Origin of the sequence: Bifidobacterium sp. wkB344 (assembly GCF_003688305.1) — a bacterium.
Classification (GTDB): Bacteria; Actinomycetota; Actinomycetes; order Actinomycetales; family Bifidobacteriaceae; genus Bombiscardovia; species Bombiscardovia mizhiensis.
Genome location: NZ_NPOQ01000024.1, coordinates 359,661 through 382,637, shown reverse-complemented (window position 1 = coordinate 382,637; position 22,977 = coordinate 359,661). Strand labels below are relative to the sequence as shown.

6 protein-coding genes, 1 tRNA gene and 2 pseudogenes are annotated in these 22,977 nt (G+C 60.2%); all 9 read right to left on the bottom strand.

From position 1 onward, the window contains the following. Positions 1-139: 139 nt before the first annotated feature. Positions 140-1,972 carry a type I-E CRISPR-associated protein Cse1/CasA gene (gene casA / locus CI601_RS08315; RefSeq protein ID WP_183129817.1) on the bottom strand — a complete coding sequence of 611 codons (1,833 nt, stop codon included), beginning with the start codon at positions 1,970-1,972 and terminating at the stop codon, positions 140-142. Positions 1,973-2,050: 78 nt separating this feature from the next. Further along, positions 2,051-5,212 carry a CRISPR-associated helicase Cas3' gene (gene cas3 / locus CI601_RS08310; protein WP_147437949.1) on the bottom strand — a complete coding sequence of 1,054 codons (3,162 nt, stop codon included), beginning with the start codon at positions 5,210-5,212 and terminating at the stop codon, positions 2,051-2,053. 526 nt (positions 5,213-5,738) lie between these two features. After that, complete coding sequence (locus CI601_RS08305) at positions 5,739-6,230, bottom strand: holo-ACP synthase (protein WP_259465360.1); 492 nt, start codon at positions 6,228-6,230, stop codon at positions 5,739-5,741. A gap of 270 nt (positions 6,231-6,500) precedes the next feature. Continuing rightward, positions 6,501-6,574 (bottom strand) — tRNA-Gly (locus CI601_RS08300). A gap of 2,261 nt (positions 6,575-8,835) precedes the next feature. Continuing rightward, a pseudogene (locus tag CI601_RS08620) lies at positions 8,836-12,837 on the bottom strand (beta-ketoacyl synthase N-terminal-like domain-containing protein); the annotation flags it as partial. Between the two features lie 77 nt (positions 12,838-12,914). Next, a pseudogene (locus CI601_RS08615) lies at positions 12,915-18,189 on the bottom strand (fatty acid synthase subunit beta domain-containing protein); the annotation flags it as partial. Between the two features lie 51 nt (positions 18,190-18,240). Further along, entirely contained in the window at positions 18,241-19,812 is a 1,572-nt protein-coding gene (locus CI601_RS08285; protein ID WP_121915047.1) for an acyl-CoA carboxylase subunit beta, read from the bottom strand. After that, positions 19,809-21,644 carry a biotin carboxylase N-terminal domain-containing protein gene (locus CI601_RS08280; protein ID WP_121915046.1) on the bottom strand — a complete coding sequence of 612 codons (1,836 nt, stop codon included), beginning with the start codon at positions 21,642-21,644 and terminating at the stop codon, positions 19,809-19,811. Before CI601_RS08280 ends, CI601_RS08285 begins: the two co-directional genes overlap by 4 nt. Before the next feature lie 63 nt (positions 21,645-21,707). Next, a complete protein-coding gene (locus CI601_RS08275; RefSeq protein WP_121915045.1) occupies positions 21,708-22,469 on the bottom strand; it encodes a biotin--[acetyl-CoA-carboxylase] ligase in 762 nt (253 codons plus the stop codon). Between the last annotated feature and the right edge of the window lie 508 nt (positions 22,470-22,977).

Below are 22,977 nucleotides of genomic sequence, written 5' to 3'. Positions count from 1 at the left end.
GCGTCGGAACTGGAACCAGAGATATATGCGGACTGCAGTCTTCTAATTTTCTGATTAACATACTTGCCTAATGCCCTCCTCCGATCACTGCGAGTCGGGACAGATGAAGCACTTCTGCTCGTATTCGATTGCATCATAATTAGCCCTCCGTATCTTTTTTGATGGTGCTATGCCTATCACTTGGAAGAGGCCCCAAATAAACATTCAATTTGTGTTTGAACCGCATGAAAAGAACAGCAGCTGACAAACTTACCGTTTTTTTCTTCCTGCGTTCACCTTCGGTCGTCTTCGACGAACTCCGGATATATTTCGAGGCAAACGAAGGGGCTGAAGCATTTTTGCGACATTCCCAACCTATTTCGATTAAATTACGATGTATTGCGTCATACCATTCTTGTCTGTAATCTTCAATATCCATCACCGGGGTGTAATCGCTGATCCGCTCACGGAATAAGGAATCCAGTGATTCATATGCTCGTTCTTTAACAGCCTCGGAAGCTATTTTGTATCTTTTTTGCTGAGACTTAGTCACCGAATCTTCATTGGCCTGATTTCCGGACGATTCTTCCAAACAACCAGCCATTTTTGCCAATGCATCGACTGACTTCTCAGTTTGCTCAACTGCGTTCACGATTACATCTACTGCTGCAGAGTCTAATCGGAACAATTGCACACTGGCATCAAGATAATCGTCAACTGAATCGACATAATTTGCTTGATATTGTCCATAGGTCATAGCTTGAGTGTGAATGCGGGCCAACTTGAGAACGCTACCAGAAGCATCATCGCCGAGACAACCATTCACCAGCAGGTATTCCAACCATTTAATGACCCCAGGGCGAGTATCCTCGCTTTCACCTGCACCGTTATTACCGGCACTAATCAATGGTTGCAACTGTCTCCATATAGCTTTGTCGGCTGTAAACGTTACTGGAACACGCGGTAAAGTCGGCAATTGTAACTCTTTGCGTTTTTTCTCAGTTCCATATCTCCAAGCTGACATAGGCTCCAGTGAATCCATGTTGTGTGCTTGTATGACATCACCGTAGCAACTGATGACTCCGATTACATTCCGTCCAGATTGGTCCGGTATCAAGCGAACTCGGCGAGATTGAAGCGTAAGCAAATCAACTATTCCGCTAAGATGATAATGATCATTCAAGTCGGGACCGGCAGGTTCTCTCTCCCAAGCCGGACGATCTTGAGGATTACCAAACCAGATATCTTCCCTTGTTCTCCTATATGGATTAAACAGGCACCAATTCAACATAAGTGTACGAAACAGGGAATCTTGCTCAAGGTAAACACAGCCTAAAGCTCCCAACCACCCTGTTTGAACCCTAGACTTAGGGGCGACTACTTTCCCACTCGTTACATGCGTCTCCCCTACTACCGGAGATTTGTTGCCCGCTATGTCAAATGCTTGAAAAAACAGCAGCCAGCGCGCCGCTTCCGCTGAAGACAGCTTTTTCAAATCGTTTCGATGACGCATAGAAAACACGAATTTATCAGCCTTGGGTACGTCACCCTCAAGCTCACCTACACTATCAAACTCTTTCTTAGCCGGGTATGATAATTCCGGTGTTTGATAAAAGGGATGTTTTGCGTCAAATAAATTGAAGCGATCATAGAATTGATTAAAATAATCCAGAATTATTTGCGTGTTAAAATGTCCTGCCTGCCACTCTCTTTTCCACAGTTTTCGAAGATCCGCTATATTAACTTCACCCGATCCAGGACCATAATTTCGGCCATAAGCTCGATACAGTATTGCCACAAGCAATCTCAGCAAAGGCAAATCCTGATTAGGCATATCATTCGCGAACTTCTTGATCTTATGAGCATTGACTAAAACATCACGAAGAGAAACCGCACTAGCACAACCGTCTGTATCAATGACGTTTATCCAAGGTTCTTCCAGGAGATTGTATTTGGGCCTTCCTTCTTCGGCCGCTTCACCGATATCGTGCATTGATGCATACCTCCTTTGACAAATTTCACCCATCTCTCAGCCAGCGCAACAACTGCGAACTTCAAAGGTTGACATAAGCTAGCTCCTTTCACCACTATCAACAGCCGCCGTGGTGAGCCCTTCTTCTCGAGAATATTCGATCTGAAAACCACCTATCGTCGTGGTGTACAACATTTTATCTGAACCATTTAGACTCACTTCTTTGAGAACCAATGGATGACATCCAAGTAACAAAGTTGAATCACACCAAGCATTAGTTAGGTCTCTTGCACGTTTATCTACTTCTACGAGTAAATCCCTAGCCTTTTCGCAAACGGATGGTGGAAGTCTGACTGCAGATTGCAGTATTAGTTGTGCCAGAAAACTGCTGGGTTCTTTGTCAGTAGGCACCGGAGACCCGCATGGAACATTCTCACTCCCCACCCAAGGCAATAGAGCAACACCATCGGCGCATTGACGTAAAAGAACCACCTCCACAGAATCCTTCATATCCCTAACAGCTCGTTGAGCTTCCTCATCAACCTGTGAATCTACAGTTTTGTTAAACAAATCCACCAGTGTCCTCGACTCATCATCAACAGCAAAAGCGGAATCTGTGATTAGATAGGCGTTAGCCTTATGAATCTCATCTTTTTCATTCTCAGCGCGACGCTTTACACCAAAGCAATACTTTTGTCGCCATTGCTGAGGTATTCGCCGTGCAACTCTTTTCTGTTCGTAGGCAGTCCGCACCAATGAGGCAATATCACCAGGAAGATTCAACTGACGGTGAGCACCATTCGCATACAAGCATAGCACAGCGAGGCCTTCGAGTAGAGAAGCAGGCTCATATACGCTATCCACACCGTCTGAGAATGTCGGTCCACCTGCGGCCCAGGAACCAATGCCTCGCAGATAACAGAAGGCCCTCTGCAGACCGGCTGGGCGGTCGCTCTCTTCTTCTCCACGATGATGTCGATGCAGACGGCCCATACGTTGCAGAAGAATATCAATGGGAGCCACATCAGTTACCATGAGGTCGAAGTCAATGTCCAAGGATTGTTCCAAGACCTGAGTGCCCACTACGACTAGTCTGCGTCGACGTCTGCCATTTGCCAGAGTCGCGTTCGGCCCCAATTCCTCCCGCAATCTCCGTTCGTTATCCATGCGATCCCGATCAATGAAGCGTGAATGCGTCAATCTAACTTCAGTTGGATCGAATACCTCTGCCAAGGCAGAAGCAGTTAGCTGAGCACGCCTCACAGTGTCACAGATCACGGCCGCACAACCGCCATCGGCTAGCCTCTCCTGTAGTAAGTTCGTCAGATGCTCAATATCGTCATCTATAACCTGGCAGTCAATGTCGACCGAACGGCCCGAAGGTCGCACCTTACAAGTTCGTCGATTTATCCCCGACGTATACGTGATGAGCGGATAGGCATCCATATCGGCCGAGTCGACTAATTTGCTAACTGCTAACTTCTGTCCATCGGAAATACGCGCGTTGGCAGCATCATCCTCATCGGCAACTACGGAATGGTGAAGCGTGCATCCATCCCGCTTTTGGAAACGACCCGATCCGTTGATCACAGACGCATAACCTTCCAGATAAGCGTCGACCAGCTCTTTACGCAGTGACGTAGGCAGTGTCGCCGATAGAAGAATGACCGGGGCATGGAACCCTCCCAGCCACTCCAGTGTTCGCTTGAGGTACTCACGCATGTATGTGTCGTAGGCGTGGCATTCATCGATAATCACGACTTTGTTAGCTAGAGCCAGTTGACGTAGACTTACATGCTTCATTTCTAGTGCTGCCATAAGGACCTGGTCTACGGTGCAAATCAGGAAATTTGCCAGAACGCCTTTCTTCCTCCCATGGAACCAATCATTCACTACCGCCTCAGGGTAAGTAGGCCGATATGGAGTTCGGTGAGCAGCAGAAGTAGAAACCTGTGGGTTGTCATCGTCAAAAATTGATGAGGTAGCAGTGCTTGCAGCTGAAGTCCCCATCGACATAAATTCTTTATTGAGAGCTGCCTTGCTATGCCTGAGCGAAGTGGATTTTTCAGAACGACCCGCAGGCTGCGGTAAGTGGTCAATCCAGCTCTTACAGCGTGAGAACATGGCATCGGTGGTGGCCATAGTAGGCAGAGCTACACATACACCTCCTCTGCCAGTCCGTTCAGCCAAGATTTCCGCACAGGCCAATGCAGCCTCGGTCTTTCCCTCGCCCATGGGAGCCTCAATGACCATGATTCCGGGTTGAGAAGTCGTTTCCGCCAGACGTACAGCCTGCTCCTGCACTGGCCGCGGATGAGCACCGGGCGGCAGCTCGAATCTAGACGCGAACCGCTCTTCGACGCCGATCTGGTCATGAACTGGCTCCCACTTCGGTGTCAGTTTGAGATTTCGCCAACCTCGCTCCTGTCGAGCCTGCAAACCAGCCTTGGTACGCACTGAATTAGCCAACTCCTGGGCCTGCGCATCATCGTTTCGGGGATTAAGTGGAACCAAGGGGAACAGGTCATCTTTGCAGTTGCTGGCAATCCAGTCGGCCATGATGACCAACCCCTCAAGCACAGACTCAGCATAGATTTTTAATCTATGTCCAGCCAATCTGGCGAAGTCGTCGTCGGTTAGTCCGCACTGATTCGCGATGAACTTGATCAATTCGCGCTGAACTGTCACCCAGTCCTCGTAACCTTTGGCAACTCCTATTCGCACATCCTCATCGGACTTGCGCAGAGCCACCAGCTTGGGAGGTTGACCATGGTGACCCCCGACGACACAGGCGTAGGATCTGGCCACGGCCTGATCCCAATGCTGAACCTTGGTCAAATACGACTCCAAAATCCGTTGGCCTGCTATGGAGTGGGTTGGTCTATTCAGTTCTGTCAGGGGGCGCTTTGGAAATTTCAGCCCCGCCTGCTGGGGTTTCTGCTGTAACGAGAGACCTCGCATACCCGATGCATGCGTCAGGGGCTTGCTCTGAAAAACCGGAGTCGCCTTGCCGATATCATGAACACCGGTGATAAACATACTGGCCTTACGCGCCAGTTCAGGATCACCGATATCACGAATGATGATCTCCTTGGTGCCAGAAGGCACCCATTCAAGCCAGAGACGTTCAGCGACCGCCGCAGAGTCACTCAGATGAACGAACAGCTGTAACCAAAAACTATTATCCTGCCGGTTCGTCTTACCCCAAAGCGACATAGCCTTGACGCTCAAGCCCAAATCCGAAGGTATCAATTCAATCAACGCCCCCGCCGTTTATGTTTCAGTGACCTCGTCCATCGAGATACATCATTGAAGTACCAGTTCAAGTTTACAACCATAAACAAGCGGAGTCCTTAGGGACATATTGTTTTAGATCATCACCCTACAAGTTATATGCTGTCCTTCTATTTAGGAGATACTTGAAGCCAGCGTGAGTGGATAGGATTGTCCTTAAGTTTGCGGACAGCAACGAACTTAAAGGGCTGCTGCTTCTTTATTTGCATTGTGCATATAGAAATACCATTCTCGCCTTTGAGATGAACGCGGATCGAAAAGGTTGTTTAGTAGATCAAACAGCCACTGTGACAAAAAATGTCATTATCACATTTGAAATAGAAGGTGTATGGAAGTATATTTCTCAGCCACGATGCTGAATAGCCTAACCGTCATAGTAGGGAACAGCGACTTCACCAAGATCATGGCTTTATGCATTGATCGCTTCCGCTTAACCGCTCGTCGGATTCACCGATACATAATTCAATACAGACTCCAGTCACTAGCCTCGGATTCAAACGCACCTGCACAGAAGCACGACAGCCGAAGCAACCGGTCCGTCATGACTGAGAGCGATGTGCCAGCACAACTGCATTTGATCGAACTGACCACCGGTTAGAGGCAAGGAATCATAAAGCCTGGATTCCACGGAGGACTCTAGGTTGACACTCGGCCGTCCTCGACCGTCATCCAGAATCTCCACACCGCTCCAAGGAAAATCATTCAAACCATAGGGTGATGGCTCAGATCCCAACGCCTGCGACCAGGCCTTGAGCACCGACTCCTTGCCGGCCCAGCGCACGGCCAAGTGCGCCGCTGTGTCGTCATGCTTGAGCAGGGCCCGCTGCTCGGCCTGCCGCCGCTCCCTTGGTGAGAACAAGCTTGTCATGCGCGTGCCCGGCATAGCCAGCTGCCGACCGAACTTCTCCAGATCGACCAGATCATGTCCCAACCCCAGCACTTGTCCAAACCCGGCATCATCCATAGGCCCGAGTATGCCCCCCATCGGCTCCTGCTGCAAATCATCCGATCAGAACTCGAAGACTCCGCAACGTCCCAACTGCGTCAGTAGCAGGAGTCACAACGCTGGCATAACGCTGTTGACCCGCCTGGCAACCGCCACTATCCAACAGTCCTCGATGTGTACCCTATCGTGTACCCATTTAGCCCGTAAATTGCCGATTACTGGGGAAAATCTCACTCAGTCAGGCTCGACCCTGCCCACTTCAAGAGGTTAGGAAACCCGCCAAGAATGTCGGAATACCAACGATTACCGTGGAGCGGGCGACGGGAATCGAACCCGCGTAATCAGTTTGGAAGACTGAGGCTCTACCATTGAGCTACGCCCGCAAAGCCGTTGGCTCGGTACAGAGCATAGCACATGGGCCGGTCGGAACATGCAGTACCTCGAACATCGCCCGGTTGAACTTGGCAATAAACGTACGTATACATCACTGGGGAGAACCCCCTCGGTGGCATGGAAACCGGCGCTGATTACCCCTCCCCTGCGAATAACCATGAAGATTCGTACAGAAATTCTGATCCCTTGGCGGCTGGACTAGTCCCAGGCGGTTCATCCACCTTGAACAAGAGATCGCGCCATCGCCAGTATCGCTTCTCTGCGTATCCATGGATCAATCCCCTGGATCCAAGGAACACCTTACCCGTACCAGCGACTGCCTGAGTACTACGGGATCATCCATGCTCACGCGGTGACCACTCCTTATCGAATGATATGCATGGAAAGAATAAACGTTCTGCACGGAACTTGGCTGACAGATTTCTGCAAGATTATCCATCTTTACAGAGCAATGAGAATCACACGGATAACGTGCTGCCATCCGATGTTAGAGAACGAAAATCAGAGGTAATTGGCATTGACAAATTCGCCACGCACAGCAGCCTTATTTTTCGAGAATGGGAATTCCGCTATGTCCGAACATCGATCACAAAAGTTGAAATCATGCTGGCGATAACAGTATGAGCATCAATTCTTCTGATAGCATTTACAGCAACATCAGTAGATATCTATTACGCGGTTCTCAAAAACGAGAACGGCGGGAAACAAGCAGTTGGCCACAGTTGGGAAAGGAACTATAGCCAAACATAATTGACGAGAAGTTAGCCAGGTTCTTCTGCTTTGACTAACGAAGAGATGAAATTTGTTTGCAGATAAGGTCAGATGCTAGCTTGCTGATGCGGAGCTACACCATAACCTATGCAACGACTTGTTCTGCTTTAGCGTCGACGATTTGACCCTACCTATTTTGACAGTCTTGCATCTTGCAGCTCCTTCTTAAGAAAGGGAATGGAATGATATCGGTGATTAAACATTGTCTGTCAGCATGTTCGGATGACCTCAAAAACAATTGGGACAAGCCTGATTACATGAAGCAACTCGCTGGGGCTACGATATTCGGGTTGTGCGGTGTCGCTTTCGGTGTCGCGATGTTCCTTGTATTTCCTTAGACATGAACGATAACTTGCTGCAATATGGCTATGCCCGCGAGCGCAGTGAGCACCGATAAGTGCGGTTCCTGAGCGGAAACGCTAGGTCAGTGCCAGTTACCCTTATTCACTGGCTGACGCTTCCTATGAGGGACACTTATCCGTGCGGCGTCAATAATTAGTGAGAGCTGGGCGACAACATCGCGCACACGCGGGGTTTGCCTGCCTTTGTTCCGAATAATAAAACGGTACTCCTTACAAATCACTCCATGCAGCATAGGTGCCTTCCATTCCCAGGACCTGGCTGCAGGCATAAGGACTCATGTCCAGAAGACAAATCCGAATAGACCACTAGAAACAGGCAATCCCCTCAATGCAGTCAATCGCTTTACCGCCGCAATTCCTTTTCCCTGCAAGTGGTGTGTCCGCTGAGATGCTCCTTGAGCAGAAGCAGAGAACCTGACTGATACGAAACGGCGATGACACTTGGGATGTCACCCCAACCCCCGCATACATCCAATTATGGTGACAGTGGCCATCCGCTAATCGTTCAATTGATCGACCGATCCGGCGGCATCAACAACCAGCGACTCCCCCTGACTGTAGGCGTCCTGCCCACAGCTGAAGGGGAAAATATCGGCGTGGCTATGATAATCGGGCTTCTTGCCATGAGTATTATGGCAGCAAACCTCAGCAGTAGGAATTCCATTACAGCGATCACGAGCACTAAAACTTCGCACGAGTAAGAGGCCGGACACTCCCCCAAGACGAGTTCGGCCATTTGGGTGGCCCAGCAATAATCCCAAGTAAAATCTGGGTCACCCATCTACTTTTTATACCTTTTTGTGAAAAGGCTCCAATCGCAGCCTGGCAATAGCACACCGCCGGTTGAGCAACATGCAGGCAATATTCGGACAAAATCCCTTATGCGCAGCCATTACAACAGCTCCAATGACCAATAAGTCCTGACGACCAGATAGCTCGCATACCTGCAAGGGAGCCCTTGTACATAAGGCTTGAAGACAAGGGACAGCCGCACCCAATGGCAAGACAATAAGGGAGGCGAGCCGTCTGGCCCACCTCCCCGATCATCGCAATGACTGTTCCCTCACCGGACTCCCGCCTATTGCTTCAGACGGAAGTCCAGCTGGTTCACGCCGCTCTCACCCCCGGTCGTAGTAGCCGTCGGCACCCAGGCGGGCCTGGGGATCCAGCAGCATGGCCTTCTCAATCTCGTGGCCCACATACCCGTGGCCGTCCTCATGGAAGCGGCGGTTGTCGATGGGCTCATAGAGCGGGGCCCGACCCATGCGGCCCTCCTCCAGATGGCGCTGACCAGCGGCCAGACGGTCGTTGGCTCGGCGACGCCACTCGTCCAGAGCCTCCTGGCCGGAGGTCTGGAGCACGGCTGCCTCGAAGGCTCCAGGGCTGACGATGACCCCGATGCCGGAGACATGGCCGAAGCCCAGGGAGGTGACCAGCCCAGCCTTGATCCTGCCCACCTTCAGAGGCTGCTCCAGCCAGACCAGATGGTCGTCACGCTTCAGGACCGGATCCACGCAGTCCAGGGAGGCATTGGCCGGGATGACCCCGGACCGGAAGAGCTGGGTGAGCCCGTTGATCTGGAAGATGCAGGCACCGCCCTTGGCATGGCCGGTCAGGCTCTTCTGGGAGATGACGTAGAGCGGGTTGCCGTCCGTCCGCCCGATAGCGTGGGCCAGGGTGTTGTGCAACTCGGACTCGTTGGGGTCGTTGGCGTTGGTGGAGGTGTCATGCTTGGAGACCACGGCGATGTCGTCGGGGCTCACGCCCAGCTTGGCCAGCGAGCGCACCAGATCCGAGTCCTTGCCGCCCATGCCGGCAGCCAGAGCCCCCAGCCCGGGTGCGGGGATGGAGGTGTGGGCACCATCCGCGAAGGAGTGGATGTACCCGACCACACCAGCCACAGGCAGACCCATACGCAGGGCGATGTCACCGCGGGTCAGCAGGATGGTCCCGCCGCCCTGGGACTCCAGGAAGCCCCCGCGCCGACGATCGTTGGCCCGAGAGAAGAACCTCGGCTGGATGCCCTTGGCGTACATCTCGGCGGAGTCGGCGGTGGCGTTCATGTTGCCGAAGCCGATGACCGACTCCACACCGATGTCGTCGATGGCGCCCGTGACTACGAAGTCCGCCTTGCCCAGGGCGATCTTGTCAGCGCCCTCCTCAAGGGAGACCGCAGCCGTGGCGCAGGCCGAGACTGGCTGGACCATGTTGCCGTAGCCGCCGATGTAGGACTGCATGACGTGCGCGGCCACCACGTTTGGCAGAGCCTCCTGGAGGATGTCCGTGGGAATCTCCTTGCCCAGGAAGCGGTCCAGGTAGAGCTTGCGCATGGAGGCCATGCCGCCGAAGCCGGTCCCCTGGGTGGAGGCCACCTTGGAGGGGTGCACGGCCTGCAGGATCTCCACCGGAGTGAATCCGGCCGACAGGTAGGCATCCACGGTGGTCACGATGTTCCAGAGGGCGATCTGATCCACGTCCCCGACCATGGAGGCGGGAATGCCCCACTTGACCGGGTCGAAGCCCTTGGGGAACTGGCCGCCCACGGTCCTGGACATGGTGGCCCGGCGCGGCACGCGGATGCGGGAGCCGGGCAGGCGGGTGACGGTCCACTCGCCGGACTCCTCGTCGCGGGCGATGCTGGTGTGGTCAGGATCCTGGGCCACATACTCCTCGGCCATGTCCTTGGTGGGCACCGAGAAGGCCACGTCGTGATCCAGGAAGACGTCCACCTCCTCCTCGTTGGTGCCCTGGCGGTAGTCGGAGCCCATGCCGTCGTCGAAGGGACGGATGCCGGAGCGGGCCACCACCTGGTCGTGGTAGCGCTCGGCGATGTCCTGCTCGGGCACCAGCTCGCCGTCCGTGTCGTACCAGCCCGGCTTGGGGCTGTCCTGCCACTCGACCAGGCCCATGTTCCAGGCCAGCTCGAGGACGGCGGCGGCGCTCAGGTCGACCTGGCCATCCGAGTGGATGCCCATCTCGGCCTCGAAGCGGGTGCGGCCGGAGCCCCAGGGACCCATCTCGCCGATGGAGACAATGACGATCTGATCCTCGGGCCGAGCGGTCACGCCCTGCCAATCCTGCATATCCACCGGGGCCTGGGCGGGCACCCGGGGTGTGGGCAGAGCCTTGATGACCCGGTCTGGATCCTTGTCGGCATCTGCAGGTGCATCCCCGGGCTTTCCGGCCGGAGCCGGTGTCGACGGATCGTCATCCTGGGCAGCCTCAGCCTTCAGGGCCTTGAGGTCCAGCGGACTGGAGCCCAGACCACCGGTCAGGTCGGCCTTAAGCGGGGCCTGGAGAGCCTGCTGGCGGGCCTGCACAGTGCAGAGCTCCAGCAGGGAATCAGCCATCTGCTCAGTGGAGTAGGTGCGGATGCCGTGGCGCTCCACCACCTGGACCAGCGGATCGTTGCCGCCCATGAGCCCGGTGCCACGGACCCAGCCGATCAGCGGGTGGGCGAAGGTGACCCGGCCGGACCAGTCCTGCTCGGGGCGGGAGCGGTTGACGATGGCATCCAGGGCAGCCTTGACCTCCCCGTAGGCCCCGTCCCCGCCGAACATGCCGCGGTTGGGCGAGCCAGGCAGGACCACATGCAGACGGTGGTCAACGTCGGTATCCGCCCCGATGCCGGCGAACCCGGCAATCTGGCGTTCCAGGCTCCATAGCATGAGCCGGGCCTGGGACTCGAAGAGCCGGCCCGAGTCGGCCATGGTCCCGTGCATGGCGGGGGCCGCGAAGGGCAGCAGCAGGGTGGGCTCGTAGGCGGGCTTGAGCACGGTGGTCGTGGCCCCCGTGGTCTTGCGCTGCTCATTGCCGACCCAGTCGACCAGGGCATCCACATCCCGGTAGCTGGACAGGTTGGCGGGCACGATCCAGAGACGGGCACCACCTACGGCATGGCGACGGTAGAGGTCGCGAGCCCAGATGACGGTCTGCGGCTTCAGTGAATGGCAGACGGCGATGACCGTCGCCCCGCCCTCCAGCAGGCCCGCAGTCAGAGATCCTGCGATGGACTTGGGGGCCACGCCGGTGACCACGGCCACATCCTTGGCGAATCGTGCGGCGGTCTGGTCCGAGTCGGCAGGGGTCATGGCCTGGTCAGCTATGCCGCTGAAGACCTGGGCCAGATCCTGCTCGCCACGGTTGCGCGCCTGTTCGGCGTACCAGACGGCCTGATCATGCACCTCGCGTCCGGCTCCTACGAAGCTCAGGCGGCTGCGGTCATCATCGTGCTCGTGGTAGATGTGAGCCAGATCCTCACGGGCGCTGGCCCAGCGATCGTCGAAGAGGACGGCGCGCGAGGCCTCAAAGCGTGGCGCCACCTGCTCGGGCCAGTCGCTGCCCAGCTCGGCATCGACGGCAGCCACGACGGCAGCGTCCTCATTCTCGCCAGGCTGGACGACCGGAGGCTTAAGCCCCAGCTTGTCCAGGAGGAATCGTGCAGTAGAGGCCAGCACACCCTCAGAGCCGGTCACCTGGGCTGCGAAGGCATCCAGGGCGGCGGAGTCGACCACGGCACCGCCGGCAGCACCACCTGCAGAAGGCATGGAGACCGTGACGCCGTGACGCTGGGCCACCTGCTGAACGGCCTGGTCGATCAGCGCATTGGCCGCAGGCACAGTGGAGACGGCTTCGGTGGGCAGGAGTGCCAGGTCGCCGCCACGCGAGGATGCACCCTCACGGGTGTCCAGGACCAGGCTGGCCACGGTGGCCGAGACCCAGCCCGCACCCAGCTGCCAGACGTCGGAGACCCGCTGCTCAACCTGCTGCAGCTTGAGGCCGGAGGGGCCGAAGAGGTCACGGATGCGCTCACGCACTATGTCGGAGAGCACCGGGCCGAAGGGCCGATAGTTGGGCGCCACCTTGTTCACCAGGGCGCTCAGGTCGGTCATGCTGGCCTCGGCGGCGCCGTCCACACTGGCCACGCCCAGCTCGGAACTGATGTCCATCAGCAGCTGGTTACGTCTGGAGGAGACGCCGTTGGTCAGGGTGTCGGTGGTGTCGGTCTGCCCGATCTGCTCGGGACGGATCTTGGTGGAGTAGGCCAGCAGGACGGCGATGGCGTCCGAGGCCTTGAAGGGCAGGTCGGCTACATCAGCACCCGATGGACCGCCGGTCGCCGGGGCCGGAGCAGGAACCGAATCCTCGGATGCTGCAGGGGCCGGAGCCGGAGCTGGAGTCGATGCAGGTGCGGGCGCAGCAGCCTGAGCAGGTTCAGGGCTAGAGACCTGAACCGGAGCTGCGGGCTCATCCTGAACCGGGGCCATGGGATCAGTGTCGGTCAGATAGACCCGGCTCTCGTCCCTGCCCAGGTTGTAGACGCTCACGTGACGCTCGCGGAAGTCGGGCAGCTTCAGGGTCTTGGTGCCCAGGTTGGCCAGGGTGGGCGAATGGCCCAGCCCTACCTCGATCAGCTGTTCCACGCCCAGGCCGCCCTGCTCGGGGGCATCGAACATGATCGCCTGGGTCTCGATCCAGCGCACAGGAGAGGCGAACTGCCAGGAGAGCAGCTCGGTCAGCAGCAGACGGCCCAGCTTCTGGTCGTCGGCCGCATACTGATCCCAGACCTGGGGATCATCCAGCGCCTGCTTGATGCGTTCGGAGGGGACCACCTCCAGGATGGAGGCCGCGAACTCCTTGGTCATCTGGAAGGGTCGTGCAACCAGGTTGGGTATGTAGCGACCCTCCAGGCGGGAGTAGTCGATGTGCTCGGGCAGCAGGGCATCCAGGGTGTCGCGGAACTCGGGCACCCCCTTGCGCAGCAGGGTGGAGTGGAAGGGCACGTCGATGCCGGGCACGTACATGAAGGCCGGCTTGCCACCTGCCTCCTTGGCCCGGCGGTTGGCGTCGGCACGCAGATACTCCAGACCGGCGATGGTTCCGGCTATGGCGTACTGCTGGCCGGCCAGGTTGTAGTTGACGATCTCCAGGAATTCGCCGCACTCCTTGGATACTGACTCCACATACTGCTTGACCCCGGAGTCGCCCACGCCGAACTGGTTGGGACGCAGGGCGCCCATCCGGTAGTTGCTGCGCCCCTGCTCGTCGCGTTCGATCAGGGAGTGCATGGTGGAACCGCGGTGGAAGACCAGCTCCAGAACCGTCTCCAGGGACATGACCCCGGCGAAGGAGCTCAGGGCGTTGTACTCGCCCAGGGAGTGGCCGGCGAAGTAGGCTGGCCAGATGTCCATGCCGGACTCGCGCAGGCGGGCGGTCTGGGCGAAGGCCACGGTGGCCAGGGCCACCTGGGTGAACTGGGTCAGATTCAGCAGACCCTCCGGATGATGATAGGTGACCCCCTTGGCCGTCAGGGTGTGCGGGTTATCGCGTACCACGGCCAGGATGGAGAACCCCAGCTTGCTGCGGGTCAGGGCATCGGCCCGTTCCCAGGTCTCACGGGCGGCCGGAGACTTGGCCCGCTCGTCCAGGACCATGCCCTGCTGCTGAATCCCCTGGCCGGGGTAGACGTACGCAGTTCTGGGGGCACGAGCAATAGCCGTGCCGCGGGAGACCAGCTGGCCGTCGATCCTGCAGGTGACCTCCAGGACCAGGCCGCCATGGCGGACCTTGCCCACACGCTCCAGGCTGATCTCCACCTTGTCGCCCAGCTGGACCATGCCATACATGTTGTAGGTCCATCCGGCGATCTCGTAGTGGACGCCCTGCTCGTCGGTGGCCTGGGCCGCGTACTGGGCCGTGGCCGACAACCACATGCCATGCACCAGCGGTGCAGACAGGCCGGAGACCGCAGCACCCCGCTTGGAGGTGTGGATTGGGTTGAAATCCCCGGAGGTGCGTGCGAAGGCGGTCATGTCCTTGGGGGCGGTCACAGTGACACGGCGCAGCAGCCTGCGGGGCGTGTCCACCGTGTCGGCGCTGATGCCGCCGTACTCGGGAGCCTCCTGGGGCAGCTGGTCACTGTAGGCGCGGCCACGGATGGCAAAGCGCTCGACCTCGCGGGCCAGCACAGTCCCGTCCTGGGCGGCGTGGACCACATGGATGGTCACCACCCGGCCGGAGGAGGACTCCTGGTAGGGCTCGGCCCAGCTGGTCAGTTCAATCCGCTGGCCGGTATGCTCCAGCAGGCGCTTCTCGCTGACCTCCAGCTCGATCAGATGGTCAAGATGGACCGCGTTGAGCAGGCCCTCGATGATGGGGAAGCCATCCACATAGACGGATCCCAGGGCTGCATAGATGGCCGGCCAAGCCGGACCCACCAGGGCGTCGGGGGCGAAACCGGAGGGGATCAAGGCATCGGGCAGGGCACCTCCGGTGGCCGCCTCATGGTCGAAGCCCAGGTTGGATGCCAGGGTGTACCCGGTGTGGGCCAGACCGAAGGGGTGGTCAGGGTCGTCGCCGTCCTTCTCGATGACAGGCATGGCCTCCAGCTTGTCGCCGGTGATGGTGGTGTTGCCGATGCCGGCTGTGTCGGCCAGCATGGCGTAGACGTCCTTGGGCAGGCGGCTGCGGTCGACCACCGGGAAGAGGCCGACCTGGTCGCTCTTGATGGTCAGCGGCACGACGATGTCGCGCACCGCATGCCGGTCCAGGCCACCGTCGGGGTCGTCGTCCCAGTAGGTGTCCAGGTGGATGTCCAGGTCGTAGTGCTCACCCTGGTCGTCCTGGCCGGTTGCGGTGATGGTGTAGTTGGGGTCGTCCATGGCCGTCCCGTAAGCCGGATTGGCCATCAGATGACCCACCCAGGAGATGTTGGGACTGCGGCGGATGAACTCCTGCGCATCAACGGCGCCTGCCAGCTGGCTGTAGGCCTTGACGGGACTGCTGTCCAGGTCGCGCACCCGGTCTATGGCCGCCTGCTCGAACCGTCCCAGAATGGAGGCCACCGGCTCGTCCACCGTGGTGATGCCAGCCACGGAGATGGGTCCGGGGATGGCCCTGACCGAGTCGGCGCCGTAACGGGGATCCTCGGACTGCCAGAGCTGGTCCTGACCCCACCAGCGCAGCAGATCGTTGTCAATGACCGGCACGAAGGGCATGGGCTTGGGGTACTCGCGCACCAGAACGGGGAACCAGGCCACATCGGTGGGCACCACCTTGAGCTCTGCCGCTTGGGGATAGGCCTCATGCAACCGACGAAGCGCCTGCTCAGGCTCGGCCACATCCTGCCTGGAGGCGAAGATGGAGTCGAACTCGCCGCTCTGACGCTCGCAGACACGGGCCTCGATCCGCCGCAGCAGATGCAGGAAGCGGTCGATGTAGGTGTCGTCGGCCCAGGGGTAGGCCAGGTCGGCGAAGCGCTGGGCCCAGTCCTGGTAGGTCATGGTCTCCAGATCGCCGAAGTAGGGCTTGGCGGTCTTGTTCAGGGCCTCGATGATCTCCCCGCGGCGGGTCTCCAGCTCCTCGGGGTGCTTCATGACCCGGACCAGCAGACGGCCGCACTCAGCGGAGGAGTTCTCCATCTCGTAGATGTCGGCATGCAGATGGCTCAGACCGGAGCCCACGCCTCCCACGGACTTGCCGCTGGGCACCCACTTCTCGCCCATGGGGGCGAAGGGGTCCGGATCGGGGGTGGAGCTGTCGATGCCGGGGGTGGCCACCAGAGCCCGCTTGATCTCGGGATTGGTATGGGCCTCCTTGGCGGTCATGGCCGCTGTGCCGATCATGACACCGTCCACGGGCATGTCCGGCAGGTGGTAGGCGCGGGACCACTGGCCGCTGATGTAGTCGGCCGCCCGCTCAGGCGTGCCTATGCCGCCGCCGGCCACCAGAACGATGTTGGGGCAGGCACGGACCTCAGCGTAAGTGGTCGAGAGCAGGTCGTCCAGGGACTCCCAGGAGTGGTGACCGCCGGCGGCCCCGCCTTCGACCTCCATGAGAATGTGAGTGGGGGCGACCTTGCGGGCGATGGCCACGACCTGGCGGATCTGGTCCACCGTGCCGGGCTTGAAGGCCACGTAAGGGAAGCCCTCTTCGTTGAGCTGATGGATCAGGGTCACGGCCTCGTCCAGCTCGGGGATGCCGGCAGAGATGACCACCCCGTCGATGGGGGTGCCGGAGGCGCGCTTCTTGGGCACGATATGCTGGCTGCCGAACTGGAGGTTCCACAGGTAGCGGTCCATGAACATGGCATTGAACTCGACCGTGCGGCCCTCCTGAAGCTGATCCTCCAGCTGGGACACATGGCGGTCGAAGACCTCGGCAGTCACCTGGCCGCCGCCGGCCAGCTCGGCCCAGTAGCCGGCATTGGCAGCCGCAGCCACGATCTCGGGCTCCACGGTGGTCGGGGTCATGCCGGCCAGCATGACCGGGGGCTTGCCGGTCAACCTGCTGAAAGCGGTCTCCACCCGGGGACCGGCCGGGGTCTCAAGCAGACGGGGGGCCAGCTTGGACCAGTCCTGGGTCCGGGCCGGATCCTCCTCCATAGTGGAAAGCTGCGCGCGCCGGGCCTGGTTGGAGGCCTCGACCACGCCCACGCCGGTGCCCTGGACCAGGTTGTCGACCAGCTTGCCCAGGGTCTCGCCCGGGCCCAGATCCACCAGCCAGAGGGAGGCGGCATCCTGCTGATCCATGACCTCGGCGATCCGGCCGGCCCAGTCGGCATGGTTGAGCAGAACCTCCTCAGCCAGAACCCGGGCACGCTCGGTGTCCAGACCGCAGCGGGAGGCCCAGTCCACGCTCAGATCCACGGCCTCCTTCATGAGCGGCGAGTGGAAGGGCAGGGTCACATCCAGGTACTCCAGAACCGGCGAGAAGGCGGTTCCGCCACGAACCTTATCCTCGCGCAGTTGGCGCTGATGCTCGCTCTCCTTGCTCGCCTCGATGGCGAAGGCGGCCAGATCTTCCGGATAGCCGGACAGGACCAGGTTGCGATCCGAGTTGGTCACGGCCACGCTGATGGGGCCGCGAGCGCCAGGCACCCGGTCGACCAGGACCTCCACCTGATGGCGGGTGGCGCCGCGCACCGAGAGCATGGGGGTGGCCTCGCCCTGGCGGTGGATGCCCAGGCGACGTGCCTGGCGGGTGCCGGCCGCGCCGATCAGCATGGCGGTGGCCAGGATCTGGTCGATGGCACCCTGGGCGGCCTTGAGGGATCCGGCAGCTTGGATCTCCTGAACCATGTGGACGCCGATAATGCCCTGGGAGTGTCCCAGCAGGGCCACAGGACGGGCCTGGGCTGCGTCGTAACCCAGCTGGTCCATGTCCATGAGGGCGCCCAGCTGTACCAGGGCGATGCCGGGCACGCTGACCGCCGCGTCGGCAGCAGGCCCCAGCCTGACCGGGTCAGGCTTGTAGCCAAACAGGTCCAGCTGACGGCCGTTGGTGGCCAGCAGGTCGGGCTTGACCGCCCTGAGCAGGTCGGTGGCCGCCGCCATCCGCTCCCTCAGGGCCTTGTCGATGTCGGGATCGCCCTGCAGATCGGCCAGGGCCACGGTCCAGGGGTTGGACTGGCCGGCGAACATGAGCGCGTGCGGTTGCTCGGCGAGACGGTTGATGAAGAATGTACTGGTCATGATGTCCTATTCATAGAGAGTTGGGGATTGCTGATAATGACGAGGGGAAGCTCATAGGGGCTGGTTGCCGTGATGCTTGTCGTTGACCCTGACACGTTGCTTGTCCGCCAGGAGATCCATGGCCTGGATCAGGACCGGTCTGGTCTGCTCCGGGTCGATCATGCCGTCCAGCTCGCCCATCTCCAGGGAGAGATTGGCGTTGACGGTAGTGGTTTCATACTCCTGGGCCAGCTTGTTTCGCAGCTCATCCACGTCCCGGCCGGCCTCCTTGGCCTCCTGCAGGTCGCGCCGGTGGATGATGTTGACCGCGCCCTGGGCTCCCAGCACGGCGATCTGCGAGGATGGCCAGGCGTAGTTGAGATCCGCGCCGATGGCCTTGGAGCCCATGACGATGTAGGAGCCGCCAAAGGCCTTGCGCAGCACGATGGTGATCATGGGCACCTGGGCGTTGGCATAGGCATAGATGACCTTGGCACCCCGGCGGATGATGCCCGCGTGCTCCTGGTCGGAGCCCGGCTTGTAGCCAGGGGTGTCAACCAGGGTGATGACCGGCAGGTTGAAGGCGTCGCAGAGACGGACGAAACGGGCCAGCTTCTCGGAGGACTCCACATCCAGGCTGCCTGCATCCACCATGGGCTGGTTGGCCACGATTCCCACCGGCCGGCCCTCCAGGCAGGCAAAGCCCACCACGATGGACCGGGCGTAGAGCTCCTGGACCTGAACCAGCTCGCCGTAGTCGACGATGGCGTGGATGACATCCAGCACGTCGTAGGGCTGCCGGTCGTTCTCGGGGATGACCGTGGCCAGTCGCTTGGCGGCCTGACGCTCGGCGTGGCCGGAGATGAAGGCATAGCGGGGAGGCTCTTGGTCACTGTTGGCGGGCAGGTAGGCCAGGACGGTCCTGGCGTAGTCGATGGCGTCGGCCTCGTCCTCGCCCAAGTAGTGGGCCACGCCGGAACGGGTGTTGTGCACGTAGCCACCGCCCAGCTGGTCCATACTGATGGTCTCGCCGGTGGCCGCCTTGACCACGTCGGGACCGGTGACGAACATGTCCGAGTTCTCCTTGGTCATGATGATCAGGTCGGTCAGAGCCGGGCAGTAGACGGCACCGCCGGCGCAGGGTCCCAGAATCAGGGAGATCTGGGGGACGAAGCCGCTGGCCTGGCAGGTCTTGCGGAAGATGCGGCCGTACTGGGTCAGGGCAGCCACACCCTCCTGGATGCGGGCGCCGCCCGAGTCGATCATGGCCACGATGGGGACCTTGATCCGCAGAGCCATGTCCATGAGCCTGCAGATCTTCTCGCCCTCGGCCCGGCCCAGGGTGCCGCCCCGAACGGAGAAGTCCTGGGCGTAGACGCCGACCTTGCGCCCGTAGACCAGGCCGAAGCCGGTGATGACCGCAGAGCCCGCCCGGTCCCCGGCGATGTCGCCGCCGGCGAAGCGGCCCACCTCCTCGAAGGTGTCCTTGTCGAAGAGCAGGTCCAGGCGCTCACGGGCGGTCTGCTTGCCCTTGGCATGCTGACGGTCGCGGGCGTGCTCCTCGGCCTGCTTGGCCAGGGCGGCGGCCCGGTGGATGCCCTGACGTACCGGCTGGGCGCCCAAGGTGGATTCGGTGACGCTCATGCCTGCTCCTCCCCGCCCAGATCCAGGGTGACCAGGGTCTGGCCCGGATCCACCCCCTGGGCCACGGACACATCGATGGTCTTCACGCGACCCTTGGCCGGGGCATAGACGTAGTTCTCCATCTTCATGGACTCCAGCACCACCAGCAGGTCGCCCTTATCCACCTCCTGGTCGGGGGCCACGTTGATGCGGGTGACCACCGCCTGCATGGTGGCCACGATGACGCCGGACCTGGCCGCATCCTGCCGGGGTGCGCCCGGCTCCTGATCCCGCAGCCCGCGACCGCGCAGGGGCTGCCGGGGCCGGGAAATACCGCCGTGGCCGCCCATGCCGCCCATGCCGCCAAGCAGCGACTGGGGCAGGGCAAGCCTGACCCGCTTGTCGTCGATTTCCACGTTGTAGGTCTCCATGGGATCGCTGTCCCGGTCCTGTTCCTGGGCGGAGGCGCCGGAGACCGAGGCAGGCTGGCCGCTTCCGTTGGAGGCGGGTTCCACATTCAGGTAGACCCGTTCCAGCCACTTGGTGGACACGTCAAAGGAGTGGCCATCCTCGGCGGTGAACTCGGGGTTGGTGAAGATCTTCTGGAAGAGGCCGGCCGGGGTGGGGACCCCACTGATGCTCATCTCGCGCAGGGCCCGACGGACCCTGGCCACGGCCGCCGGGCGGTCCTGGGCGGTCACGATCAGCTTGCCCATCATGGAGTCGTCTCTGGGCGAGACCGTGTCGCCCACCTCGACGCCCGAATCCACGCGGATGCCGGGGCCGGAGGGCCACTGAATCGACTCGATGGTTCCTGAGCTGGGGGTCAGGTTGGTGGCCGGGTCCTCGCTGGTGATGCGCAACTCGAAGCTGTGTCCACGGGGCGGGGGCGCCACGTCCAGGGAGCCGCCGTCGGCGATCCGCAGCTGCTCACGGACCAGATCCAGTCCGCAGACCTGCTCGCTGACCGTATGCTCCACCTGCAGCCGGGGGTTGACCTCCATGAAGTAGACATCGTCCCTGGGGGTGACCAGAAACTCGCAGGTGCCCAGGCCCACATAGCCCACAGTGTCGAACAAGCGGCGGGAGAATCCCTCCAGCTGGGCGATCACGTCGTCGGACAGGAAGGGCGCAGGAGCCTCCTCCACCAGCTTCTGATTGCGGCGCTGAACCGAGCAGTCCCTGGTGGAATAGACGGTGAACTGGCCATGGCTGTCCCTGCCGGACTGGGTCTCCACGTGCCGGGCCCGGTCCACGAACTTCTCGATGAAGTAGTCGCCCAGGTCGCCGCCCTGAAGGGCATCGTGGTTCATGTAGAAGGTGCGCAGCTCGTCGCTGTCGTTGATCAGGGTGATCCCCCGGCCGCCGCCGCCATCAGCCTTCTTCATCATGACCGGGTAGCCGTGCTCGTCGGCGAAGTCCAGCAGGGGGCGCATGTCGGTAACGGGTTCGGTCAGGCCTGGCACCACGGGCACCCTGGCCCGCTCGGCCACCTTGCAGGCGGTGATCTTGTCGCCCAGCTCGTCCAGGACCTCCGGATCCGGACCCACCCAGGTAATGCCCGCCTCAATCACCTTTCGCGCAAAGGAGGAGAACTCGGACAGGAAGCCGTATCCCGGGTGGAGGGCGTCAGCGCCGGCCCGGCGGGCGATGGAGACGATCAGGTCCTCGTTCAGATAGGTCTCCATATTGGTGTCCCCAGGCAAGAGGTAGGCCTCATCCGCCATCTGGGCATAGGGGGCGTCCCGATCCTGGTCGGCGTAGACGGCCACGGTGGCGATACCCATCTCCTGGGCTGTGCGCACAACCCGCAGGGCTATCTCGCCGCGGTTGGCGATCAGCAGTTTTTTCATTCCCCTCTCCTCACTGGTTGATCAAGGGTGATTGGACTAACGGAAAGTATGAACAGGATGGTGTTAGGCCCCCACAGCAGCCACTTCGGGCAGGACGCCCACGTCGGCGGTGGACACGTCAACCTGGCCGCCGTCGGGCAGCCGCACCCGCAGGGAGGCATCCGGATTGATCTGCAGGGCACGGCCCTCCACGGGCTCACCGGCTACGGGAACGACCCTGACCCGCCTGCCCAGAGTCCAGCTGAGCGCGGCAATCCGCGAACGCAGCCCCTGCGGCCCGTTCAAGGCCCTGTCCAGCGACCCGTCGAGGCCAAGGGGGGCCATCTCCCCACTCAGGTGCCAGCTGATGGCATCGACCAGGTCGTCGCGCAGGGTCTGGTAATCGGGCAGGTCCCGGTAATGGAGCTGCAGGGAGGTGGACTCCGCAATGGGCAGCGCCTGCCGGGGCAGGAAGAGGTTGATGCCGATGCCGACAGCCAGGGCCGACCAGTCCTGATCCACCCGGACCAGCTCGCAGAGGATGCCCCCCAACTTGGCCCCGCGGCAGAACAGATCGTTGGGCCACTTGAGCGTCAGAAACCGTTCTGGGTCGCCGTCGTCGGTCAGCGTGCAGCCGTGGTACTCGAGCACATCCTGCAGACCCTCCAGAGCGGCCAGACCCGCCACCATGGGCATCCATCCGCCAAAGGGCCCAGTCAGCAAGCTGGTGGGTAGCGGCAGAGCCCACGTGGCCAGCAGGGAGCATCGGGGCTGATTGACCCAGGTTCGGGCAAGACGACCGCGGCACCGGGACTGCGCATCGGCAACCGCTACGCTGAGCGGCATGGTGCTACCCCCGGCGCCCGGCCATCGCCGAATACCTTTACTTGCGACTCTTCCCTCGTACCGTGTAGTCGTAGAAACACCCTGACGGGCATTTTTTCGAGGCGTATCTTCGGCTTTTCCCCTTGTGCCAGAGGCCAATCCCTTCACGGTCTCCGTGCTCGTTGTCGGTTCACCGCCCCCAAACAGCCGTTCGACCCGGTCGCGCGCATCCGAATACGTCGAGGCTTCCAGAGCATGAGCCACGAGCGTATTGGTCGAATCGACGGTGTCGAGCACCACGATCGAGGAGAGTACGCCACTATCCAGCGATGCCGATGGCTGCCACTTGATATTCTGATGAGGCACGCGTTCCACTATACGGCACAAGGGGTCAGCCCCGGTAGCGAACCATCCACAAAAGCGGCGGCCGGTTTTTGTATCTTTTCACAGGAGACCCTTGGACAGGTCTGAGCGCATCCTCGGATGGGCACTGGATAAAATGGGGAAACCGTACACCAGGATGGCCCGC

What these genes read in the sequence shown, in the direction of transcription:
- casA (WP_183129817.1), bottom strand. Translation starts at nt 1,972, where the DNA reads ATGCACGATATCGGTGAAGCGGCCGAAGAAGGAAGGCCCAAATACAAT.
- CI601_RS08305 (WP_259465360.1), bottom strand. Translation starts at nt 6,230, where the DNA reads ATGGGGGGCATACTCGGGCCTATGGATGATGCCGGGTTTGGACAAGTG.
- CI601_RS08285 (WP_121915047.1), bottom strand. Translation starts at nt 19,812, where the DNA reads ATGAGCGTCACCGAATCCACCTTGGGCGCCCAGCCGGTACGTCAGGGC.
- CI601_RS08280 (WP_121915046.1), bottom strand. Translation starts at nt 21,644, where the DNA reads ATGAAAAAACTGCTGATCGCCAACCGCGGCGAGATAGCCCTGCGGGTT.
- CI601_RS08275 (WP_121915045.1), bottom strand. Translation starts at nt 22,469, where the DNA reads ATGCCGCTCAGCGTAGCGGTTGCCGATGCGCAGTCCCGGTGCCGCGGT.